Source organism: Streptomyces stoeckheimensis (assembly GCF_045822005.1).
Classification (GTDB): Bacteria; Actinomycetota; Actinomycetes; order Streptomycetales; family Streptomycetaceae; genus Streptomyces; species Streptomyces stoeckheimensis.
Map to the genome: position 1 here is coordinate 4,430,059 of NZ_CP169550.1, position 19,673 is coordinate 4,449,731.

17 protein-coding genes are annotated in these 19,673 nt (G+C 71.1%); 6 read left to right on the forward strand and 11 right to left on the reverse strand.

Annotated features, from left to right (window positions below):
* Nucleotides 1-54: 54 nt before the first annotated feature.
* The 6 genes from ACE1OC_RS20045 to ACE1OC_RS20070 all read right to left on the reverse strand — a co-directional run bounded on the left by ACE1OC_RS20045 (nucleotide 55) and on the right by ACE1OC_RS20070 (nucleotide 7,292).
* Entirely contained in the window at nucleotides 55-2,148 is a 2,094-nt protein-coding gene (locus tag ACE1OC_RS20045; RefSeq protein WP_407838161.1) for an FG-GAP repeat domain-containing protein, read from the reverse strand.
* A gap of 144 nt (nucleotides 2,149-2,292) precedes the next feature.
* Nucleotides 2,293-3,654 carry an FG-GAP repeat domain-containing protein gene (locus tag ACE1OC_RS20050; protein WP_407838162.1) on the reverse strand — a complete coding sequence of 454 codons (1,362 nt, stop codon included), beginning with the start codon at nucleotides 3,652-3,654 and terminating at the stop codon, nucleotides 2,293-2,295.
* A 113-nt stretch (nucleotides 3,655-3,767) separates the two neighbouring features.
* On the reverse strand, nucleotides 3,768-4,937 hold the full coding sequence (locus tag ACE1OC_RS20055; protein ID WP_407838163.1) for an FG-GAP-like repeat-containing protein: 1,170 nt from the start codon (nucleotides 4,935-4,937) through the stop codon (nucleotides 3,768-3,770).
* 126 nt (nucleotides 4,938-5,063) lie between these two features.
* The gene (locus ACE1OC_RS20060) at nucleotides 5,064-6,362 is read right to left on the reverse strand and encodes an FG-GAP-like repeat-containing protein (RefSeq protein WP_407838164.1); all 1,299 of its coding nucleotides are present in this window, start codon (nucleotides 6,360-6,362) and stop codon (nucleotides 5,064-5,066) included.
* 305 nt (nucleotides 6,363-6,667) lie between these two features.
* On the reverse strand, nucleotides 6,668-6,853 hold the full coding sequence (locus tag ACE1OC_RS20065; RefSeq protein ID WP_407838165.1) for a hypothetical protein: 186 nt from the start codon (nucleotides 6,851-6,853) through the stop codon (nucleotides 6,668-6,670).
* Between the two features lie 109 nt (nucleotides 6,854-6,962).
* Nucleotides 6,963-7,292, reverse strand: coding sequence for a hypothetical protein (locus ACE1OC_RS20070; protein ID WP_407838166.1), 330 nt, complete (start codon nucleotides 7,290-7,292; stop codon nucleotides 6,963-6,965).
* A 248-nt stretch (nucleotides 7,293-7,540) separates the two neighbouring features.
* On the opposite strand from ACE1OC_RS20070, the gene ACE1OC_RS20075 reads away from it, so the two are divergent.
* Entirely contained in the window at nucleotides 7,541-8,530 is a 990-nt protein-coding gene (locus tag ACE1OC_RS20075; protein ID WP_407838167.1) for a LuxR C-terminal-related transcriptional regulator, read from the forward strand.
* Nucleotides 8,531-8,587: 57 nt separating this feature from the next.
* On the opposite strand, the gene ACE1OC_RS20080 is transcribed toward ACE1OC_RS20075, so the two are convergent.
* The 4 genes from ACE1OC_RS20080 to pdhA form a co-directional block, all read right to left on the reverse strand.
* A complete protein-coding gene (locus tag ACE1OC_RS20080; protein ID WP_407838168.1) occupies nucleotides 8,588-9,529 on the reverse strand; it encodes a GNAT family N-acetyltransferase in 942 nt (313 codons plus the stop codon).
* Between the two features lie 128 nt (nucleotides 9,530-9,657).
* On the reverse strand, nucleotides 9,658-11,121 hold the full coding sequence (locus ACE1OC_RS20085; protein WP_407838169.1) for a dihydrolipoamide acetyltransferase family protein: 1,464 nt from the start codon (nucleotides 11,119-11,121) through the stop codon (nucleotides 9,658-9,660).
* Between the two features lie 13 nt (nucleotides 11,122-11,134).
* The gene (locus ACE1OC_RS20090) at nucleotides 11,135-12,115 is read right to left on the reverse strand and encodes an alpha-ketoacid dehydrogenase subunit beta (protein ID WP_351371472.1); all 981 of its coding nucleotides are present in this window, start codon (nucleotides 12,113-12,115) and stop codon (nucleotides 11,135-11,137) included.
* Nucleotides 12,116-12,120: 5 nt separating this feature from the next.
* On the reverse strand, nucleotides 12,121-13,323 hold the full coding sequence (gene pdhA, locus ACE1OC_RS20095) for a pyruvate dehydrogenase (acetyl-transferring) E1 component subunit alpha (protein ID WP_250738767.1): 1,203 nt from the start codon (nucleotides 13,321-13,323) through the stop codon (nucleotides 12,121-12,123).
* Between the two features lie 325 nt (nucleotides 13,324-13,648).
* Here pdhA and ACE1OC_RS20100 point away from each other — a divergent pair, with 325 nt between their 5' ends.
* Together ACE1OC_RS20100 and ACE1OC_RS20105 are read left to right on the forward strand one after the other, a co-directional pair.
* Complete coding sequence (locus ACE1OC_RS20100) at nucleotides 13,649-14,311, forward strand: response regulator (RefSeq protein ID WP_407838170.1); 663 nt, start codon at nucleotides 13,649-13,651, stop codon at nucleotides 14,309-14,311.
* 171 nt (nucleotides 14,312-14,482) lie between these two features.
* Complete coding sequence (locus ACE1OC_RS20105) at nucleotides 14,483-14,899, forward strand: pyridoxamine 5'-phosphate oxidase family protein (RefSeq protein WP_407838171.1); 417 nt, start codon at nucleotides 14,483-14,485, stop codon at nucleotides 14,897-14,899.
* A 93-nt stretch (nucleotides 14,900-14,992) separates the two neighbouring features.
* On the opposite strand, the gene ACE1OC_RS20110 is transcribed toward ACE1OC_RS20105, so the two are convergent.
* Entirely contained in the window at nucleotides 14,993-16,573 is a 1,581-nt protein-coding gene (locus ACE1OC_RS20110) for a protein kinase domain-containing protein (RefSeq protein WP_407838172.1), read from the reverse strand.
* 250 nt (nucleotides 16,574-16,823) lie between these two features.
* Here ACE1OC_RS20110 and ACE1OC_RS20115 point away from each other — a divergent pair, with 250 nt between their 5' ends.
* The 3 genes from ACE1OC_RS20115 (at nucleotide 16,824) to ACE1OC_RS20125 (ending at nucleotide 19,664) form a co-directional block, all read left to right on the forward strand.
* A complete protein-coding gene (locus tag ACE1OC_RS20115; RefSeq protein ID WP_407838173.1) occupies nucleotides 16,824-18,536 on the forward strand; it encodes a protein kinase domain-containing protein in 1,713 nt (570 codons plus the stop codon).
* A 93-nt stretch (nucleotides 18,537-18,629) separates the two neighbouring features.
* Nucleotides 18,630-19,076, forward strand: a complete 447-nt coding sequence (locus tag ACE1OC_RS20120) for a hypothetical protein (protein WP_407838174.1) — start codon at nucleotides 18,630-18,632, stop codon at nucleotides 19,074-19,076.
* Between the two features lie 66 nt (nucleotides 19,077-19,142).
* Nucleotides 19,143-19,664, forward strand: coding sequence for a hypothetical protein (locus ACE1OC_RS20125; protein WP_407838175.1), 522 nt, complete (start codon nucleotides 19,143-19,145; stop codon nucleotides 19,662-19,664).
* The last annotated feature ends 9 nt before the right edge of the window (nucleotides 19,665-19,673 follow it).

Below are 19,673 nucleotides of genomic sequence, written 5' to 3' on the forward strand. Positions count from 1 at the left end.
TCTGCCGAATCCCGGAAGTGACCGCGGCCGCGCGCGGCGGTCGCCTGCCGGCGGCTACCAGCCGGTGCCGATCTGGGTGCGGTTTCCGAGACCGCCCGCGCCGTTGCCGGGGTAGAAGTACAGCGCGCCGGCCACGTCGTCGGGGGCCTGGACGGCGTCCAGGTCGCCCTTGCCGTCGCCGTTGAAGTCGGCGCCCACCAGCTGGCGCATGCTGTTCCAGTTCGTACCGAGCTGGGCGCGGGAGCCGAGGGTGCTCATCCCGTTCAGGGTGCCCGTGGAGGGGTACTTCCACAGCACGCCGGCCGCGTCGACGGTCACGAGGTCGGACTTGCCGTCCGCGTCGAGGTCACCGGGGACCGTCAGCTCGCTCATCCCGGACCAGCCCGAACCGATCTGCGTGCGCGCGCCCAGCGTGCTGGTGCCGTTCAGGGAACCGGTGCCCGGGTAGACCCACAGCGCACCGGCCCCGTCGAGGGCCACCAGATCCGTCTTGCCGTTCTTGTTCGCGTCCAGCGCGGTCAGCTCCCGCATCGAGCCCCATCCGGAACCGATCTGGGTGCGGGCGCCCAGCGTGCTCATGCCGGCCGCGCTCCCCGAGCCCGGGTACAGGTACAGGACTCCCGAGGCGTCCACCGTCAGCAGGTCCGGCTTCCCGTCCCCCGTGTAGTCCGCGGCCGTGAGCTCGTTCATCGCGCCCCAGCCCGCACCGATCTGGATCCGGTCACCGAGGCCGCCGGCACCGTTGCCGGGGTACAGCCAGAGCATGCCCGTGGCGCTCTCCACACCGGTCAGGTCCTGCTTCCCGTCACCCGTGAAGTCCGCTGCGACCAGCCGGGTCATCCCCGCCGGGGGCTTGGGCCAGGGAATGCTGATGACGGTGCGGTCGCCGGGAGCTTCGTTGACCAGCCAGAGCTGATCGCTCCCCGGCCAGTAGGAGAAGTTCTCCGGATTCACCTGGGTCCGCGTGACGAGCCGTACGGGGTCGCCCGGGGCCGTCTCGTAGAGGCAGCCGGCGTACTGGCGGATGTTGTTCTGGTCCGGCTGGTTCGCCGCGGGGACGAACTCCGGGCAGGCGCCGGCGAGGACGATCCGACCGTTGTTCATGGCGACGCCCTGGGTGCCGCCCATCGGCGACGCGAAGGCCGCCGCGGCCTGCACGCGGCCCGCCGTGTCGGCCTTGAGCACTCCGGTGGCGGGGTCGATGGGCCAGCGGACGACGGGGGCGGACGCCTTCCCGAAGTTGCCTTCGACCGCGGCGGGATCGCCCTCGGCGGTGACCAGGGCGGGCTGGGCGCCGGAGAGGTCCAGCGACGCGGCGGTGATGCAGGGCCGCTGGGGGACGCCGGCGTAGCTTCCGCAGCCGGTGCCCTGACCGGTGTACGCGTAGCTGCCCTGGCGCGGCAGTACGTAGGCGTGGCCCCCGCCCCGGGCCTTGCCGTCGGCGTCGAGGCCGAAGGCCGTGCCGGTGGTGACGTCCATCTTCCAGATGTCGTTGAGGTCGAAGACGTCGAAGCCGCTGCCGATGGAGGCGACGTAGAGCTTGCTGCCGGCCCAGACGACGCCGTTGGCGTGGCCCCCGAGGATGGGGACGTAGTTGTCGCCGGCGCTGTTGAGGGCGGCGAGCTGGACGTGCCGGTAGGTGACGCGGGCGGGGTCCGTGACATCGGCCAGGGTGATGCGTTCGCTGCCGGAGGCTCCGTACCAGCCGGTGATGAGCACCTTGCGGCCCCCCACCAGGGCCGCCGACTGCGCGGATTCTCCGGAGCCGGTGAGGCCCTGGGGGACCCAGGAGCCGGCGTCGTCGGCGGTGTTCCAGCAGAAGCCCTGGGCGCCGGCGATGTTGGTCGGGTGGCACAGGCCGCGACCGGTGCTGAGGCCCGAGGTGTCGGCGAGCACGTCGGCGGCCTTGACCCGCTTGAGCGCCGGGTGTGCGGCTTCGAAGGCCGCGATCCGGTCCGCCTCGCGGCCGTTGTCCGACTGGAGGCCCATGCCGGTGGTGCTGAGGGGGGTGACCTTGTTGGGGGTGGCGATCGCTCCGTCGGGGACGGTGGCGGCGGTCGCCGGGGTGGTGCTCAGGCAGGCGAGCGCCAGGGCGGCCGCGACCACGGCGCCTAGCGCGGAGGTGCGGGTGCGGGGTCGGAGGGCCATGGTGGCGCTCGTCCTTTCGGGAGTGCGGGCGGGCTTACGGAGGGGACTGGCGGGCTGGCTTACGGGGGGAAGGGGGCCGGGCCGCCACCGCACGCGGGGTGCGGTGGCGGCCCGGAGGCTCGAAGGCCGTGCTGCGGGGGCGGGTTACCAGCCGGAGCCGATCTGGACGCGGGCGCCGAGGGTGTTCAGGCCGTTGAGCGCACCGGTGCCGGGGTAGCTGTAGAACTTGCCGGTGTTGCCCTCGTTGGCCTCGACGGCGTCCACGTCGCCGATGCCGTCGTTGTTGAAGTCACCGCTGACCAGGTTGGTCATGGCGTTCCAGCCGGAGCCGATCTGGACGCGCCCGCCGAGGGTGCTCATGCCGTTGATCGCACCGGTGCCCGGGTAGGCGTAGAGGTTGCCGGTGGCGACCTCGCGGGCCACGATGTCGTCCTTGCCGTCCTTGTTCAGGTCGCCGGGGCTGACGATCTCGTCCATGGCGTTCCAGCCGGAGCCGATCTGGACGCGGTCGTTGAAGCCCCCGGTGCCGTTGCTCGGGTAGGCGAACAGCTTGCCGTCGCCGGCCACCGCGAGCAGGTCGGTCTTGCCGTCCTTGTTGACGTCGGCGCCCGCCAGGTCGTGCATGGAGTCCCAGCCGGTGCCGGCCTGGATCCGGGTGCCGAAGGTGCCGTCGCCGTTGCCCGGGTAGATCCACAGCTTGCCGTCGGCGTCGACCGCCGCGATGTCGCGGTGGGCGTCGGAGGTGAACTTGCCGGAGGACAGCTCGCTCATCGAGCCCCAGTTGGTGCCGACCTGGACCCGGGCACCGAGCTGCCCGCCGCTGGTGCCGGGGTAGTAGAAGAGCTTGCCGCTCGCGGACTCGACGGCGATGACGTCTGCGGTGGCGCTGCCGCCGAAGTTGCCGCCGGTCAGGTCGGTCATGCCGGCGTCGGGAGCCGTCGGAGTGCCCTCGACGATCTTGTTGTAGCGGTAGCCCTTGAAGCCCGCGGTGATGATGTAGTCACGGGAGTAGGTGTTCTTCCGGGCGGTGTAGCCCGGCTTGGGCTGCTCCATGATGTTGGCCACGGTGTGGCTCGAATCGGTCCAGCCGGTGAAGAGCACGACGTGGGCGTCGATGTTGTTGAGCGCGTCACCGGGCTGGAGGTCGTCCAGGTCGGCGAGCTTGGTGGAGACCTGCGGGAGCGTCCAGGTGGTGAGGCTGCTGCCGAGGTGCCAGGCCAGGGAGACCAGGCCCGAGCAGTCCGTGCGGTAGAGCTTGCCGAGCGAGTCCGGAACCCAGGCGGTCTGGCTGTACGGGACCTTCTGGTCGACCCAGTACTGGGCCCGGGACAGGACCTCGGCGCGGGTGATGCTGCCGTTGACGGTGGAGCTGGTCGTGGCCACCGGCGAGGCGGAGAGCGAGGTGGAGGCCGTGGCGCCGGGGGCGGCGTTGACCGCCGTGACGGCTGCTGCGGCGACGAGCGTGGCGATGGCGGAGGTCTTCAGGGCGCGGCGGATGACAGACACGAGGTCTCCTCGGGGTGGCGGTGCGGGGCACCGCGGCGAACGTGCGGGTGAGTGGTGCGGGTGGTGCGGGTGGTGCGAAGTTCTGTGGGCGGTGCGGCGGAGCCGTGCCGCTGCTACCAGCCGGAGCCGATCTGGGCGCGGGCGCCGAAGCCGCCGCTGCCGTTGCCGGGGTAGAAGAAGAAGTCGCCGGTCGAGCCGGTGGGGGCCTCGACCGCATCGAGGTCGCCCTTGCCGTCGCCGTTGAAGTCGGCGCCGACCAGCTGGCGCATGCTGTCCCAGTTGGAGCCGACCTGGTTGCGGGCGCCGAGGGTGTTCATGCCGGCCAGCGAGCCGGTGGTGGGGTACTTCCAGAGGGCGCCGGCCGCATCGACGGCGAGGAGGTCGGGCTTGCCGTCCGCGTTCAGGTCGCCGGGCACGGCCAGTTCGGTCATGCCGCCCCAGCCGGAGCCGATCTGGGTACGGGCGCCCAGGGTGTTCGTGCCGGCCAGGGAACCGGTGCCCTGGTAGGACCAGAGCGCGCCGTTGCCGTCGATGGCCAGCAGGTCGGGCTTGGCGTCCTTGTTGACGTCGACGGCCGTGAGGTCGCGCATCGAGCCCCAGCCGCTGCCGATCTGGGTCCGGGCACCGAGGGTGCTCGTCCCGTTGGCGGCGCCGGTGCCGGGGTAGGCGTAGAAGGCTCCGGTGGAGTTCTCCACGGCCAGCAGGTCGGCCTTGCCGTCACCCGTGAAATCGGCGGCCGACAGCTTGCTCATGGCGCCCCAGCCCGATCCGATCTGGATGCGGGTACCGAAGGTGCCGGATCCCGTTCCGGGGTACAGCCACAGCTTGCCGGTGGCGGATTCGACACCGACCAGGTCCGCTTTGCCGTTGCCGGTGAAGTCGGCCGCGGTGAGGTGGACCATGCCCACGGGGGCGGGCGGCTCGGTCGGGTAGGGATCGGCGTGGTCGGTCGCCAGACCGGCGTTGCAGTTGGGCCAGGCACCCGGGCCCTGACCGGCGAGGATCTTCTCCCCTATGAGGATCTGCTGCTTCTTGGTGGCCTGGTGCGGATAGGAGGCGTACTGCTTGCCGCCGTAGCCGTTCCACGTGGACAACTGGATCTGCAGGCCGCCGTAGAAGCCGTTGCCCGTGTTGATGGACCAGTTCCCGCCGGCCTCGCACTCCGCGACCTTGTCCCAGGTGGCCACCGAGGCGGCCTGCGCGGAGCCGCCGACGAGGAGCGGCGAGAGGATCAGGGACAGGGATGCGGTGGCGACGGCGGCCTTCAGGGTGCGATTGCGCACGGAGAACTCTCCTGGGGGTGTGAAGTGCGGGAGGGGGCCCGCCCCGGGTGGGGGCGGGCGGGCCGGCCCGGCGGGAGCGCTGCCCCGGGTGAGCGGGGTGCGCGGTCAACCGCCGGGCGGGCGTTGTCAGTTGTCGAAGTTCCAGCCGCCGCCGTTGTCGATGCGGGTGCCGAGCTTCCCGGCGCCGATGCCCGGGTAGACGAAGAGCTTTCCGTCGTTCTGGCGGGCCACGATGTCGTCCTTGCCGTCGCCCGTGTAGTCGCCGGCTCCGCTGATGCTGGACATGGTGTCCCAGTTGGTGCCCGACTCGATGCGGGCTCCGAGGCTGCCGTTGCCCAGGCCCGGGTAGACGAAGAGCTTGCCGGTGGCCTCCTCGACGGCGATCACGTCGTTCTTGCCGTCGCCGGTCAGGTCGCCGGCTCCTGCGGCCACGCTCATCGCGCCCCAGCCGGTGCCGATCTGGACGCGGCTGCCGAAGTGGCCGTTGGACTGGCCCGGGTAGAGGAAGAACTTGCCGGTCTCGGTCTCCATCGCCAGCAGGTCGCCCTTGCCGTCGCCGTTCAGGTCCTCCGTACCGGCGATGCGCATGTCGTTCCAGCCGGCCCCGTTGTCGACGCGGGCACCCAGGTGGCCGTTGGCCTGCCCGGGGTAGACCCACAGCTTGCCGGTGGACTTCTCCACGGCCAGGACGTCCGCCCGGGAGTCCCCGGTGATGTCGCCGACGCCGGAGATCTGGTTGATGGAGCCCCATCCGCCGTTGTCGATCCGGGTGCCGAACCTTCCGTTGCCCAGTCCCGGGTACAGCCACAGGGTCTTCCCGTCGGTGCCCTCCCGGGCCAGCAGGTCGGGCTTGCCGTCTCCGGTCAGGTCGCCGACCGCGGTGACGGGGGCCGGTGAAGCCGGTTCGGGCGAACCGCAGTTGGCGCTGGTTATGTTGCGTGTGGTGTACGAGTAGGACGCTCCGTTGAAGACGGCGGGCTGTCCGACGCCGTTCAGCGTCTGCTCGAAGTGCAGGTGCGCCCCGCTGGAGTTCCCGGTGTTGCCGACCCGGCCGATCATCTGGCCCGCGGCGACCGTGGCGCCGGCGCTCACCGACGTGGCCGACAGGTGGGCGTAGTGGGTGGTCCAGCCACCGCCGTGGTCGATCCGGACATGGGTGCCCGCCCAGCCTCCGGAGGCACCGGAGACGCTCACGGTGCCGGCCGCGCTGGCCACCACGGGGCGGCCGGTGTCCTCCGGGTAGTAGTTCAGGTCCACCGAGTAGGAGGGCTGGTGATCCGTGTAGGTGGTGGCCTGCCAGTTCTCTCCGCACGGGGCGGGAAGCTGGAAGTCGGGCTTTCCGGCGGCCTGTGCGGTCGGGAGGCACACCATCGTGGCGACGACGGCGGCGGCTGCCGCGACAACGGTGAGGGCACGCTTGGACATGGCTGGGCTCCTTGGGGTGCTGCACGGAAGACGATTCAGGGGTGGCCGCGCCCCGCCGGTACTGGTGCGGCGTGGGCGTGCGGCGGGCCGGCTCGGCCCCGGACAGCTGTCCTGCAGGAACAGCGGTCGGACGGGCGGGTCGGTGGGTGCGGCGGTGGGTGCGGCGGCGGTGTACTCACGCCGCCCGGCATCGCGGACTCGGCAGAGCCGGGTGGAAGCGCCCGGTCGGGCGGACCATCACGGGCTGTCGTGCCGTGTCTGGAGGGGAAGGGGCCCGTTGGCGGGCCGGACTGGGGCCGGTGGGGTCAGGACCAGCCCATGGTGTCCTTGCCGGCGGAGGGAGCGATCCCGGCGGGAACCGCCTGGGCGGCGGACACGGACACCGAGGCCTGCGGGGCCGTTGCGGCGGAGGCCAGGATGGCGTCGGCGAGGAGGAAGGAAGAGGTGAGGGCGGTGACCGCGGCGGCCTGGGCGAGACGGGTACGAAGCATGGTCTTGGTCCTTTTCTGACGTCTGGTCGGGTGTCCTGAACCGGTCTGCGTCCCGCGGTGACGCTGTCTGGTTCTTTGTCCGCCGGGCGGTGTTCCCTGCTGACAAGAACTACTCTCGCCGCTGGTCAGGTGGGGTGGAAGGGGATCCGGCTGGACGCAAATGGCCTTGGCCCGTTCCGTCCAGCCACCCCGCCTGAGGGGCGGAAGCGGACAGCAGCGACTCGTAGAACGGCGCGACCATGGGTGCTTGCGCGAGAACCAGGGACCAGCCGGTGAACTCCGCGCACTCCAGGACCCGCCGGCACAGGACGGCCGCGTTCGACTCGGCCTCCATGAGGCTCTCGGCCCGGAGGAAGAGGCCGACGACGGGGTGCGGAAGGGCTCGGGGGTGTGCAGCCACGTGCTCCAGGCCGTCGCCCTCGCGGGCGAGCGCGCGCACGAGGGACCTCGCCTGCGGAGGAAGGGCGACACCGGGAGGACCCTGCAATCGGGCATGCACGAGATACATGCACCCGACGATTCCAAAGGCCGAACGCCCGGTCCACGGAACAGAGATGGACACTTCGGGCCGTGGACGCAAACGTCCACGGATCGGGCGCCGGGAGAAAGGCCCTACACGCCTGTCAGTGGGGCGTGGCATGATCGCGGGTGACCCCGGGGGGGGTCCTGTTTCAAGGGGGCTGCATCGTGCTGACCGCACTAGGACTCGATTCCGTCGCGGAATCCGTATACCGCGCCATGCTCGCCGACCCTCGGGGCGGGGTCGCCGAACTCGTCGCGCGGGTGGGTGTGCCCCGGCAGGAGGTGCTGGACGCCCTCGACGTGCTCAGCGAGCTGGCGCTGGTGCGGCCCTCGGCCGAGCACGAGGGCAGGATGCGGGCGGTCTCCCCGGACATCGGCATGGAAATCCTGATGGCCCGCCAGCAGCAGGAGCTCATCGCGCAGCAGCAGCGTCTGGAGGCCTCGCGGGCCGTCGCCGCCCAGCTCATCGCCGAATACGCCGACCTGCGCCCGGCCACCTCCAGCCCCGGGGTCGAACAGCTCATCGGCATCGACGAGATCCGCGACTGCCTCACCCGCCTGACCCGGGACGTCACCACCGAGGTCATGTCGTTCGCGCCGGGCGGCGCACAGCCCGCGGCACAGATGGACGCCTCACGGCCGCTGGACGAGCAGTTGCTGGGCCGTGGGGTGCGGATGCGGACCGTCTACCTGGACAGCGTCCGCAACGACCAGGCCACCGTCGAGTACGCGAACTGGATGGCCGGGATGGGCGGACAGATACGCACCGTGCCCGTCCTGCCCACCCGGATGATCATCACCGACCGTGCCACCGCGGTCATCCCCGTCAGTAGCGACGACACCGCCGCCGGAGCGGTCCTGCTCACCGGACAGGGGACCCTGACCGCACTGTGCGCCCTCTTCGAGAGCATCTGGGCCGGTGCCCAGCCGCTCGGCGGGGCCGCACCGACGAGCAGCGACGGGCTGAACCCCCAGGAATCCACCATCATCGCCCTCCTGGCCCAGGGCCACACCGACGAGTCCATCGCCAAGCGCCTCGGCGTCTCCCAGCGCACCGCACGCCGCATCGCGGCCGACCTGATGGAACGCCTCGGGGCGCGCAGCAGGTTCGAGGCCGGCGTACGGTGCGTGCAGCGCGGCTGGCTGACGGAGTAGCGGCCTTACGGCCACCGGCACCGGCACCGGGCGAACGGTCAGGCTCCGGGCGATCGGTCAGGCTCCCTGGGCGGCCTCGAGGACCAGGCGGATCTCGGTGACCTCGTAGCCGGCGCGGGTGAAGGCGGCGGCCATCGGGGCGTTCACGGTGTCCGTGGTGGCGGTGATGCGGTCGGCGGCCTCGCCCGCGTGGAAGCGGGTGATCTCGGCGAGGATCTCGTCGATCAGGCCCTTGCCGCGCTGCTCGGGAACGACGCCGAGGTAGCCGACGTTGCGGTGGTACGGGGTCGCGGAGGGGATCGCCATGCCGGCGAGGGTGCCGTCCGGGAGGTGGGCCAGGCGCCACCAGGAGCGCTCGCCCGGGCAGTCGGTGTAGAACTCGATGTCGTCGCGCGCCAGCGCCTCCGCGTCCATCGTGCGGAGCTCGCTCTGCGTGTGCACGTCCAGGCTGCCCTGCGAGAGGCGGACGAAGGCGTCGAGGAACTCCTCGTCGGTGCCTTCGCGGAAGACCAGCCGGCCGGTGGGTTCCGCGGTGCCGGCGGCCGGGGTCCACTCGAAGCGGAGCCGCTCGATCTCGCGGACCAGGCCGGCTTCGGCAGCCGCCTTCTGCCGCCAGGCGACCGCGTCGGCCAGACCGTCGGGGGAGGTGCGCCAGTCGCGCGGCAGGGAGATGTTGTAGTCGGGGAGCTTGCCGAAGGCCTCGTGCCCGGCGGCGAGCAGTCCGGCGGCGACGGCGGCCGGGTCGGCCACGTCGGCACGGACCTGGAGGCAGTCCAGGACGACCGGGCGCTCGCCGTCGGCGCGGCCCCACCACAGGGCGCGGGCCAGGACCTCGCCGTTCTCGTCCTCGGCGAACCAGGTCCACTCGGGACGCATCCGGCCCGCGGCGAGCTCCTCGCGGATCTTCTCGGGGGTGAGGGCGGGGACGGGGCCGTCGGCCGGATAGGCGAGGGCGCGGTCCAGGTCGGTGGGGTCTGCTGTGGCAGCGCGGAAGTGCATGGGCCGATGATCACAGTCGGCGGAGGCGTTCCCCAAGGGATTTCTGCACGTCAGAGGCAGTCCCGGGGCGGTTGCATGCGAAATTCCGGCCTCCGGGTGGGATACCCGGAGGCCGGAACGCCGTGCCGTCAGGACCAGGTGATCAGACGGCGGGGGTGCTCCAGGACGGCGGCGATGTCCGCGAGGAAGCGGGAGCCCAGTTCGCCGTCGATGAGGCGGTGGTCGAAGGACAGCGCCAGGGTGGTGACGTGGCGCGCCTTGACCTTGCCCTTGTGGACCCACGGCTGGAGCTTGATCGCGCCGACCGCGAGGATCGCGGACTCGCCGGGGTTCAGGATGGGCGTACCGGTGTCGACGCCGAAGACGCCGACGTTGGTGATGGTGATGGTGCCCTGCTGCATGTCGGCCGGGGAGGTCTTGCCCTCGCGGGCCGTGGCGACCAGCCCGGACAGGGCCTGCGACAGCTCGCCGAGCGTCTTGGCGTGCGCGTCCTTGATGTTCGGGACGATCAGCCCGCGGGGGGTGGCCGCCGCGATGCCCAGGTTGACGTAGTGCTTGAGCACGATCTCCTGGGCCGCTTCGTCCCAGGAGGCGTTGACGTCGGGATTGCGGCGGATGGCCACGAGGACGGCCTTGGCGATCAGCAGCAGCGGGTTGATCCGCAGACCGGCGAGGTCCGGGTCGTCCTTGAGCTCCTGGACCAGCTTCATCGTGCGGGTCACGTCGAAGGTGATGAACTCGGTGACGTGCGGCGCGGTGAAGGCGGAGCCGACCATGGCCTGGGCGGTGACCTTGCGGACGCCCTTGACCGGGATCCGGGTCTCGCGGGCGGACCCGGACACCTCGGCCGGGGCCTGTACGGGGGCCGCCTGGGCCGCCGCCGGGACCTCCGGGACCTCCGGGGCCACCGGGACGGCCGGAGCCACGGTCTGCGGGGTGATGGCCGCCGCGGCCGCCGCGTGGACGTCCTCGCGGGTCACGACCCCGCCGTCGCCGGTGGGGACCACCGCGGCCAGGTCGATGCCGAGGTCCTTGGCGAGCTTGCGCACCGGCGGCTTCGCCAGTGCCTTGCCCGCGCCGCCCTGGGCGGGGACCACCGCGGGGGCGGCCGGGGCCGCCGGAGCCGCGGGGGCCGCCGGAGCGGCCGCGGCGTGGGCCACGCCCGTGCCGTTCTGCGCGGCGACGGCGTGCTGCGGAGCCTTGCGCGGGCGGCGCTTCGTAGAGGCGGTGGAAACGCCGTAGCCGACCAGGACGGGCTGCCGGGCCGCGGGGGCCTCGGGCTCCGCGGCGGCGGCCGGTGCGGCGGCAACAGGGGCCGCGGCTGCGGCCTCGGCCGGAGCCTCGTCCGCCGGACCCGTCTGCACGGAGATGATCACCTGGCCGACGTCGACCGTGACGCCCTCCTCGAAGAGGAGCGCGTGCACGACCCCGTCGAAGGGGATCGGCAGCTCGACGGCCGCCTTCGCCGTCTCCACCTCGCAGACGACCTGGCCGTCGGTGACGGTGTCACCCGGCTGGACGTACCACTTGAGGATCTCGGCCTCGGTGAGGCCCTCGCCCACATCGGGCATCTTGAATTCGCGGATCGTCATCGCAGGGCTCTCCTCAGTACGCCAGCGAGCGGTCGACTGCGTCGAGCACCCTGTCCAGGCCCGGCAGGTACTCGTCCTCCAGGCGGGCCGGCGGGTACGGGGCGTGGTAGCCGCCCACGCGCAGCACGGGCGCCTCCAGGTGGTAGAAGCACCGCTCCGTGATGCGAGCGGCGATCTCCGAACCCACACCGAGGAACACCGGCGCCTCGTGGACCACCACGAGCCGGCGGGTCTTCTCCACCGACGCCTGGATCCCGTCGAAGTCGACCGGGGACATCGACCGCAGGTCGACGACCTCCACCGACTTGCCCTCCTCCGCGGCGGCCTCGGCCGCCTGCAGGCAGACCTTCACCATGGGCCCGTAGGCCGCCAGGGTGACGTCGGTGCCCGTACGGGCCACGCGCGAGCCGTGCAGCGCGTCGGGGATGGCCTCGACGTCGACCTCGCCCTTGTCCCAGTAGCGGCGCTTCGGCTCGAAGAAGATGACCGGGTCGTCGCTGAGGATGGCCTGCTGGAGCATCCAGTAGGCGTCGCTCGCGTTGGACGGCGAGACCACCTTCAGACCCGGGACGTGCGCGAACAGCGTCTCCGGGGACTCCGAGTGGTGCTCGACCGCGCCGATGCCGCCCGCGTAGGGGATGCGGATGACGACCGGCATCTTGATGGTGCCGAGCGAGCGCGCGTGCATCTTGGCGAGCTGCGTGACGATCTGGTCGTACGCGGGGAAGACGAACCCGTCGAACTGGATCTCCACGACCGGCCGGTACCCGCGCAGGGCCAGGCCGATGGCGGTGCCGACGATGCCCGACTCGGCGAGCGGGGTGTCGATGACCCGCTCCTCGCCGAAGTCCTTCTGGAGTCCGTCGGTGATGCGGAAGACGCCGCCGAGCTTGCCGACGTCCTCGCCCATGATCAGGACCTTGGGGTCCTCTTCCATGGCCTTGCGCAAGGAGTCGTTGAGCGCCTTGGCGATGGTGAGCTTCTGTACGGCCATGACGGTCACTCCCCGCCTTCGAAGGACGCGAGGTAGGCGGCGAACTGCGCGCGCTCCTCGTCGACGAGCGCGTGCCCGTCCGCGTAGACGTTCTCGAAGATCGCCATCGTGTCGGGGTCGGGCATCGTGCGCACGACCTCGCGCACCCGCTTGCCCAGCGCCTCGCTCTCGACCTCCAGCTGCTCGAAGTACGCCTCGTCGGCGCCTCCGGTGGCCAGCAGGTGGGCCTTCAGGCGCAGGATCGGGTCCTTGGCCTCCCAGGCCGCCGTCTCCTCGTCGCGCCGGTACTTCGTCGGGTCGTCGGAGGTGGTGTGCGCACCCATCCGGTACGTGAAGGCCTCCACCAGGGTGGGTCCCTCTCCCCGGCGGGCCCGCTCCAGTGCCCAGCGGGTCACCGCGAGGCAGGCCAGTACGTCGTTGCCGTCCACCCGGACGCCCGGGAAGCCGAAGCCCTGCGCGCGCTGGTAGAGCGGCACGCGCATCTGGCGCTCGGTGGGCTCGGAGATCGCCCACTGGTTGTTCTGGCAGAAGAACACCACGGGCGAGTTGTAGACGGCGGAGAAGTTGAAGGCCTCCATGACGTCGCCCTGGCTGGACGCGCCGTCGCCGAAGTAGGCGATGACGGCCGAGTCGGCCCCGTCCTTGGCCACGCCCATCGCGTACCCGGTCGCGTGCAGCGTCTGGGAGCCGATGACGATCGTGTACAGGTGGAAGTTGTTGGTGGTCGGGTCCCAGCCACCGTGGTTCACACCGCGGAACATGCCGAGCAGGTTGGTCGGGTCGACCCCGCGGCACCAGGCCACGCCGTGCTCGCGGTACGTCGGGAAGACGTAGTCGTCGTCGCGCAGGGCCCGGCCGGAGCCGATCTGGGCGGCCTCCTGGCCGAGCAGCGAGGCCCACAGGCCCAGCTCGCCCTGGCGCTGGAGGGCGGTCGCCTCGCCGTCGAAGCGGCGGGTCATGACCATGTCGCGGTAGAAACCGCGCAGGTCATCGGTGGTGATGTCGGCGACGAAGGGCGCGAATTCCGCGACGTCGGGATTCTCCGCGACGTCGACGCGCACCCCCTCGGGCGTCAGCAGTTGTACGAGCTGAGGCTCCGCGTCATGCGTCTTCGCGGTGGCAGCGGCGGGCTTGGCGGCGTTTGCCGCGGCCGGCCGCTTGGTGCCGCTGCGGCGCGGCTTGCGCGCGGCAGTGCTCTCCACGGTCACGATTGCTCCTCCGTCGGTCCGGCACCCGGGTTCTCCGGGGTCCAGTGCGGCTCACCTGTATCTCTGCCCGCGCACGGGGTGGGTGCGCTTCGGGTCTGGGATTCAGGCGTGACAGGTGCCCCGGCGAGTGCCCTGCGCAATGCACGTTACCCAGTGCGTCGCATAACTGCGAAACCCCGTTTGACCTGCGATTTTGCTTGGATTTCCAAGTAAATCGGCGGAACCGGGAACAACCACTGGTCACAGCCTTGCAGGGGGCCGGAACAACGGCACGTTATCCCGCTCGTCACCGGCAGGGAAGGGGTGAGTGTGTGAAACTGAGTTCGTGCGCGAAAACGGAAAAATCAAGGTATTCCTCCTGGACGACCACGAAGTGGTACGTCGGGGTGTTCACGAGCTGCTGTCGATGGAATCGGACATCGAGGTCGTGGGTGAGGCCGGCACGGCCGCCGACGCACTGGTCCGGATCCCCGCCACCCGCCCCGACGTGGCCGTTCTCGACGTCCGCCTCCCGGACGGCAGCGGTGTGGAGGTGTGCCGCGAGGTGCGCTCCCAGAACGAGGACATCAAGTGCCTGATGCTGACCTCGTTCGCCGACGACGAGGCGCTGTTCGACGCGATCATGGCCGGCGCCTCGGGCTACGTGCTCAAGGCGATCCGCGGAAACGAGCTGCTCAACGCGGTGCGTGACGTGGCGGCCGGCAAGTCCCTGCTGGACCCCGTCGCCACGGCCCGGGTGCTGGAGCGGCTGCGCGACGGCAAGAACGGCAAGGGTGACGACCGGCTCTCCAACCTCACCGAGCAGGAGCGCAAGATCCTCGACCTGATCGGCGAGGGCCTGACGAACCGCGTGATCGGCGAGCGGCTGCACCTGGCCGAGAAGACGATCAAGAACTACGTCTCCAGCCTGCTGTCGAAGCTCGGCATGGAGCGCCGGTCCCAGGCCGCCGCGTACGTGGCCCGCCTGCAGGCCGAGAAGCGGCACTAGCTTCGCCGCCTCTCCGGAGGACCGGGGAGACCTGGAATTCCGTTACTCAGTGTCACGCCCCGTGGTTGCACGATTCCACGGGGCGCACTGTTTAATTCGGGACCAACGTCCCTGATGTGCGGGGCGGGCTCCTCTTTTCCCACACGGTGTCGGTACCCGACAGTGGATGACATGTCCCCAGAGGAACTCCACGCCATCGAACTGCTGCGCCGCGTGCCGTACGGCCGAGCCGCCACCAGCATGCGCGCGCTGCCCTTCCTCGCCGTCGCGCGCCACATCGTGGTGAACGGCAAGGTCGTCCTGAGAATGCATTCCGGTTTCGGCTACCACCAGGCCTGCAACGGCAGCGTGGTCGCATACGGAGCCGACAACTTCAATTCCGGCGAGTCACACCTGTGGTCGGTGCAGTTCACCGGCACCGCGAACCTCGTCGAACCCACCACCGCCGAACTGGAACTGTTCGGACCCGGTCCGCACTTCGTGGACGGCGCGGTCTTCGACCCCGTCTACATGCGGATCGAGCCGCACCTCGTCACCGTCCACACCCTCGCGGGCAACCTCGACCGGCAGTACCAGCACGCGCTCTGAACCCTCCGCTCCGGGACTTCGGTCCCGCACGGAAACGGCCCGGCGGCCCGTCTCGATGAGACGGGCCGCCGGGCCGTTCGGCATGGTGCGGGGCTACTCTCCGTCGTCCCCGATGCCGTTGCCCTCGGGCGTCTTCGACGGGCTCGGCGACGTCGACTTCGACGGGCTCGGCGAGGGCGTCGGGGTCGGAGTGGGCGTCGGAGTGGGCGTGGGCGTCGGAGTGGGCGACGGCGTGTACGTGTAGCTCGGCGTCGGCGACTTGCTGCGGGTCGTGGGCGGCGTGTAGGAGTACGAGCTCTCCGGCGCCGACTTGGACGCCGAGGTCTCCGGCGCCGGGCTCTCGGGCGACGCACCGCCCGAGGAGGACACGGAACTCGCCGGCGGGGTCGGGCCCGTACCGGGGTCCTTCTTGCCGCCGAAGTTGTCGACCGCGTACGCCACTCCGCCCGCGACCGCCAGGACGGCGAGGATCGCGAACAGCCACAGCTTCCACTTGCCGCCGCCGGAGTGGTCGTCGTACCCGTCGTAGCCGCCGTTCCCGCCCTGGCCGTGGCCGTTGCCGCCCCCGCCGGCGTAGGCGGAGCCGTCGTCCGGGTTCAGCGGCGGCACCATCGGCTGCTGGAACTGCGAGGTCGAGGAGTGCGAGCCGTACTGCGGCTGCCCGTGGCCGGGCGTCGCCATCGCGGTGGTCTGCGCCGGGCCGCGCCCGTGCGGCAGCGCCATGGTGACCGGGCCGGTGTTCCAGGTGCCGGTGTTGGCCCCCTGGTCGTGCAGCATCTGCAGGGCGTACTGGACCAGCCCGCGCATCTCCTCGGCGCTCTGGAACCGGTCGTCCGGGTCCTTCGCGAGGGAGCGCATGACGAGCCCGTCGAGCTCCTGCGGGATCTGGCCGCCCTCCGGCAGCTGCGAGGGCGGGATCGGCGCGTCCTGCACGTGCTGGTAGACCACCGACAGCGGGGTCTCCCCGGTGAACGGGGGACGCAGCGAGAGGAGTTCGTAGAGCAGGCAGCCCGTCGCGTACAGGTCGGAGCGGTGGTCCACGGCCTTGCCGAGGGCCTGTTCGGGCGAGAGGTACTGCGGCGTGCCCATGACCATGCCGGTCTGGGTCATCGTCGACTGCGCGCCGTGCAGGGCGCGCGCGATGCCGAAGTCCATCACCTTGACCGCGCCGGTGTCCGTGATGATCACGTTGGCGGGCTTGATGTCACGGTGCACGATGCCGTGCTGGTGCGAGTACGCGAGCGCTTCGAGCACGCCGGAGGTGATGATCAGCGCCTGGTCGGGGCCCGGGGCCTCGGCGCTGATCAGCAGGTCGCGGATGGTGCGGCCCTCGACCAGTTCCATGACGATGTAGGGGACGACGTTCGGGCCGACCCGGTCCTCGCCCGAGTCGTACACGGCGACCACGGCATGGTGGTTGAGACCGGCGACCGACTGCGCCTCGCGCGTGAAGCGGGCCTTGGACACCGGGTCCTCGGCCAGGTCGGGGCGCAGCAGCTTGACGGCGACGGTCCGGCCGAGCCGGACGTCCTCGGCGGCGAAGACCTCGGCCATGCCGCCCCGGCCCAGACGGTGGGTCAGCCGGTAACGGCCGTCACCCACCAGGCCGCCCGCGCCCCAGTGCTCAGGACCCTCTGCCATCCCGGCGCCGCTTCCCTCGGGTTCGGGTGCCATCAGTCCTCACCGTCGTCTGTCTCGGCCGCCGCTCAGCGGTAGGTCCTCATCGTGTGCTCCGACGAACGCTACAGCCTCAGAACCGGTCACCGTTCGGACAAGGACCCCTCGTGCGCCGCCTGTGGACCCCCTGTGGCCTTGTGGTCACGGAACGGGAACCTGGCTTGACGTGTGCTTGCCCTCCGGCAGACTGAGGCCGACATGCGCTCAGCCAGAGGCGTAGGGACAATCCCGAGGGGAAGCAACAGTCATGAGCCAGGACGGCACTCAGGGCCAGTACGCGGGCGGCTCTTTGGCCGGTGGCCGTTACCAGCTGAGGGACTTGCTCGGCGAGGGAGGCATGGCCTCCGTGTACCTCGCCTACGACTCCGCGCTCGACCGCCAGGTCGCCATCAAGACCCTGCACAGCGAGCTCGGACGCGAACAGTCCTTCCGCGAACGCTTCCGCCGCGAGGCCCAGGCTGTAGCAAAACTGTCGCACACCAATATCGTCTCGGTCTTCGACACCGGTGAGGGCGTCGTCTCCTTCGCGGACCCCTCGGTCGCCGACGGCGCGGTCATGCCGTACATCGTCATGGAGTACGTCGAGGGGCAGCCGCTCGGCTCCGTCCTGGACGGCGACATCAGGCAGTACGGGGCCATGCCGGCCGACAAGGCGCTGAAGGTGACGGCCGATGTGCTGGCGGCTCTGGAGAGCAGCCACGAAATGGGGCTGGTCCACCGGGACATCAAGCCGGGCAACGTCATGATGACGCGGCGCGGAGTGGTCAAGGTCATGGACTTCGGCATCGCGCGCGCCATGCAGTCGGGGGTCACCTCGATGACGCAGACCGGCATGGTCGTCGGCACCCCGCAGTACCTCTCCCCCGAGCAGGCGCTCGGGCGGGCCGTGGACGCCCGCTCCGACCTGTACTCGGTGGGCATCATGCTCTTCGAGCTGCTGACCGGTCGCGTCCCCTTCGTCGCGGACTCGGCCCTGGGCATGGCGTACGCGCACGTGCAGGAGGAGCCGGTCGCGCCCTCCTCCATCAACCGCTCGGTCACCCCGGCGATGGACGCGCTCGTGGCGCGGGCCCTGAAGAAGAACCCGAACGAGCGTTTCCCCACGGCCGCCGCCATGCTCGACGAGGTCGCGCGGGTGGCCGGCGCCGGGCACACCGGAGCCCCGGTCATCGTCCCGGGCGCGCACCCGACGAACAGCGGTGCGGGCCTCGGCTCGGCCGTGTTCCCCCCGGTGGACTCCGCCCTGCAGGCGCCGCCGCACTCCGTGCAGCAGCCGTACCAGGCGCCGCACACCCCGGTGCCGTCCGCGTACGCGCCGACGCCGCCCCCGGCGCCGCAGTCCGGGGCGTACGGGTACCCGCAGCAGCACCAGCCGCTCCACCAGCCGCAGCAGCACCAGCAGCACCAGCAGGCCCCGACCCCGGCGCCGTACTCGACCTCGACCCCGCCGCCGTACACGATCTCGCCGCAGGGCGGGCAGAGCGGTCACGGCCCGGCCGCGGGCGGGGCCGGCAAGAAGAAGAACCCGGTCGTGATCGGAGCCATCGTGGTGGCGCTGGTGGCCATCGGCGGGCTGATCGGCGTGCTGAACATGGGCGGTGACGGCGACAAGGACAAGGCCGGGCCGGACACCCCGGGCTCCTCCACTTCGGCGTCCGCCCCTGCGAAGACCGGGCACAAGGGGCCGGACCTCACGCGGACGATCGAGGAGTCCAAGTGCAAGGAGCCCCGGAAGGGCACCGACGCCACCAAGGTGGTGGCACCGGACTTCCGGTACATGAACGAGGTCTCGGTGAAGGCCTGCATCCGGGCCGGCGGTTGGAAGTACACCCCCAAGCCGAAGGACGAGGCGGTCTACGGCGAGGGCACCATCGTGGAACAGCAGCCCGCGGGCGGCGACGAGATCGACCCGAAGAACACCACCTTCACCCTGTGGATCTCGACCGGCGACCCGGAGTAGGGGACTCCCCGCAAGGGTGAAGCGAGTTGGCCCGCCGGGCGCTGGTTCTGATACATACGCGCAGGTCACACCCGCCGCACCTCGGGAGTCCTGTTGCACCACCCCGCACGCGACCGCGCACGCACCCTCGTACGTCTCCTCACCGTCGCCGCCGCGACGCTGGCGGTCGGCGCTCTCGCCGTCTCGCCCGCGTCGGCCGCGGGGGCCTCGTCCAGCTGCGAGACCACCGGCGCCTACGGCAGCGCCGACTGGACGTGGCTGAACGGCTCCACGCTGCTCCACATCAAGCTGACGTCCGTGGACACCTCGGACGACGCCCGCGTCGCGGGGATCCGGCTCTACACGCTGGACCACCACGGCGGCTCGCACGACTGGCCCTGGCGCTTCAACAAGCGCGGGGCCGGAAAGAGCCAGACCTGGGAGACCACCCTCCAGGACAAGCGCGGGATCGACCGGGTCGGCGTGGAGGCCGCGGCGTTCAACGACGCCGGCTACCGGCGCCTGTGCGGTTCCGGTTCCGTGAAGAACCCGACCTTCTGAAAGGACCGGCATCCCGAACGGCCTGTACGGGATGCCGGTTTTGTCCGGTTATGTAAATCTGAGTCCGTGACCTACGCCCGCGCGCTGCGCTGGACCGCCGGGGCAGCGATGGCAACCGCCGCGCTGCTGGTCACGGCGCCTGCGCAGGCCGCGGTCCTCACCCCCCTCGCCGCTTCCGCGTTCACCCCCTTCGGCGCCCCCGCCGCCACCCCCGCCACCCCCGTCGCCGTGTCGTCCGACGACCCCGCGCCCGCGGCCGACGTGGCGGACCGGGCCTTCGAGGACCTCGCCGGGAGCTCCGCCGGGTCCGGGCGGGAACGGCCCGGGCGGCCGGTGGGCGAGCCCGCCAATCCCGAGACCGTGCTCGCCGCGCGCCCCGTCCCGGCCCACCCGCGCACCGAGCCGGTCCTGCCGGTTCCCGCGATCCCCGCCGCCCCTCCGGCGAACCAGATGATCGGCTCGTTCGGCACCGAGCCGAACGAGCGGGCCGCCGATCTGGCCGCGCACATACTGCCGCTCGGAACGGGATTCGCCCTGATGGGACTGGGTCTCGGGTTCATGGGAATGCGGCTGCGCCGGGGCATGTAGCCCCCGTCC